Source organism: Rhizobium azibense, assembly GCF_004342325.1.
In the GTDB taxonomy this organism is placed as follows: Bacteria; Pseudomonadota; Alphaproteobacteria; order Rhizobiales; family Rhizobiaceae; genus Rhizobium; species Rhizobium etli_B.
Window position 1 is genome coordinate 1 of sequence record NZ_SMBJ01000039.1, and the last position, 2,798, is coordinate 2,798.

Genomic DNA, 2,798 nt, shown 5'->3' on the forward strand with positions numbered 1-2,798 from the left:
CCGTCCAGACCGGCCGGTTCCCGGCCACTTGCCTGCTCAGGGGACAACCCCGACGCTGCGTTCGCCTCAACGACTTGCTGGTACTGCCGAAGCCGATTGAAAGACATATTGAGTTTTTTTCCCATGTCTTCGGTGAAGTCTTGGTAATCTTTTTTCAACGACTGTCGCTGCTGATCAGTACCGGTGAGTCGGCTGACTATGCTCTCCCTGCCCTCCCTTTGGAGCCAATCGCTAAACTTTCGTTGATTGCTGGCCATATTCCAGACAACATTCCTCTTGGAAGTCGAGTTCGATCCGAGCTTGCTCAGCGCTTCCTTGGCTAGGTCATCAATGATGCGGGCGTCGTCGGGATAAGGATGATGCTGTTTCAACTGCGACTCGGCGCCTAGATACTGCCGCAGCCGATCGAAACTCACGACCACTTTTTTTCCTTCCTCCTTGGTAAAGGCCCTAAAATCCTCCTTCAACGACTGTTGCTGCTCATCACTGCCGGTGAGCCGGCTGACTATGCTCTCCCTGCCCTCCCTTTTGAGCCAAGCGCTAAACTTTCGTTGGTGACTGGTATTATTCCGGGAAGTCGAGACCGGTCCGAACTTACTCAGCTCTTCCTTGGCCAAGCTATCAATGACGCGGGCGTCGTCGGGATAAGGATCATGTATCTGGCGTCCCATCAGGCGCGGCCCAGGTCCAACGGCTTGGAGTTCTTGCCCCTCAGGTCCGAGCCTCCTGAAATGAGACAGTGCTGACTTAAGACGGTTCCGACCATCCCCACCGCTTGCCAAATAATCCGCGATATCAACGGCTAGTGAATCTGGATCGTTTAAAAGCCGAGAAGCCATCGAATCTCTGTTCTCTGCTCGGAGCCAACGAGCGAACCCCCTAAGAACCCATAAATTGTTCTCGACGGTAGCCTCGGGAACCCTTCCGTCCCCTCGGCCGACGCTACCGTCGGGTAGAATTTCGTAGTTTCGGACTGCTTCCGCGAACTGGTTGATACGGGTCTCGTCATCAGGATGCATGTCTCGGTCGGCGGGGCGACCACGCTTTCGAACCTTAGTTGAGACCACGTGAGTCTCCGTTGCGGCATCGACGTCTTGCTGCCCCGAACCCCTCTCCGGCGCCAGCGACTGCGGCGTCACTCGCATCGAACCGCCCACGGATCTGCGACGCGGCACACGGTCGCCGGCGTCACTGTCGTGCGAACCGAGGCGCAAGTCGCTCGGATCCTGTTCCAGGTCTCGGCTCTCTGAATAGTAGTCGTCGATCCAGGCGTCCGTATCGAAAGCTCCGGTCACGCCTTCGATCCACCCACTTACTTCGCGAGAATCGTCATCGCGCGGCTGGTTCCGTCTTGGGTACATCGATGCCGGTCCTCCGGAAATCAAATTTGGAACCTCAATCCTAATGCCTGCCGACCGCCGCCCAGCATGCTAAAGCCAGATCCAATCATGCCCCCAAGGCATGGCCGAACACCATATGGCGACGGCTTGCCGACAATCGTCTGCACTCGACCATCAGGCCGGCACATGGCTTGAGAGGCTCGCCAGCTTGCCGCTTGCCATGCGGAGCCCGCTAGAATTGGCCTTCATTTAAGCAGTTCGAGTGATATGTGGGACATGCAGCGTGAAGGGTGCCGTCAGGATTTCCGGTTCCAACCAATCCATCCGCCGGCCTTTCTGATTTCGCCGCCTCAGGCAACGGAACCATATGCGGTGTAGCTGCTGACAGAACCCGTTGCGCGCTTGATAGTTATGCGACCTATGGCGCGGCGATCAGGATGAGACGCGCGCGACAATCTGGATGAGATTCTTATGTCGCGGTCGGGATGAAGTTATCATGTTGATTGTCGCTGGCAAGAGCTTCATCGTGGTCTGATTGCCGCTCCGCGACAAACTGTGCGGTGCCTTTGATTGTCGCGAATGAGGCTGGCCTGCCGCGCTGGCGTTTGGCCTCCATGGCGGAACGTCGTCGATAGCTTTCGACGTTCATTTCGAAGATCGTTGCGTGATGAACAAGTCGGTCCACCGCGGCACCCGCCCGCAGGCATAGTTTGATAGTTGCAGGATACGGGGTCGGCATCGAGCACCCAACTCACACGTTGGTTCATGATCGCCGTATGAAATGCATCCGGCGCCATGGGCGGGTTTCGTCCGGGCCTGAAGCCATAGTAGAACCCGCAAAGGGTAGGCCGTCATAGACGGCACTAAGCACTTCAGCGACCGCGCCAGCATCCTTCGCACCCGAGGCTCTTCCCGCATCCGTATCTGTCTACACCTCAGATGCGACAGCCGTCGCCTCTTGGGATGCTGGCCAAACGTCACGTTTTGAAGGAAGACTGGCGACGTGCACATTCGATGTCGCCCCCGGCACTGGGGATCGTCTCATCTGGGTTGGCGGCTGCACGTGGCCGCGTAAAAACGGATTCTCCCTCAACGATTTGGTGCTTTTTCAAGAACGACTGGCATCTATTGCTCGATCCATCTCCACCCTATTGCTGGAAAAGGTAAATGTCGTTCTCCCTGCCTGATGGCCCCAGAGTGGCCGTGTAGGGCACACCATGGATAGTGATGCTGGTCTGGGGGTTGTCCGCGCTCGGCAGCAACTCAAGCCAGGACATTGCAAGCCGAAGGCCAGCCGGTGCCGGTTGATTGCGGTGTTGCCAGCTCGGAGGGACAGCTTCTCCCAAGTCGTCCACAGGCAGCATGTACTGTGGGGTGCCGAAGATCGATGCCCCCAAGCTTTGCTCCCATGGTGCGTCTGGCGGATTGACGCTTTGCACCGGTGAATAGGCGGCTGAC

The 2,798-nt window shown here is 57.4% G+C and carries 3 pseudogenes; all 3 read right to left on the reverse strand.

Features of this window, described 5'->3' with window-relative positions:
- A pseudogene (locus EV130_RS32330) lies at nt 1-1,295 on the reverse strand (Ulp1 family isopeptidase); the annotation flags it as partial.
- Nucleotides 1,296-1,809: 514 nt separating this feature from the next.
- Nucleotides 1,810-2,031, reverse strand: a pseudogene (locus EV130_RS32340) (hypothetical protein); the annotation flags it as partial.
- A gap of 457 nt (nt 2,032-2,488) precedes the next feature.
- A pseudogene (locus EV130_RS33020) lies at nt 2,489-2,798 on the reverse strand (hypothetical protein); the annotation flags it as partial.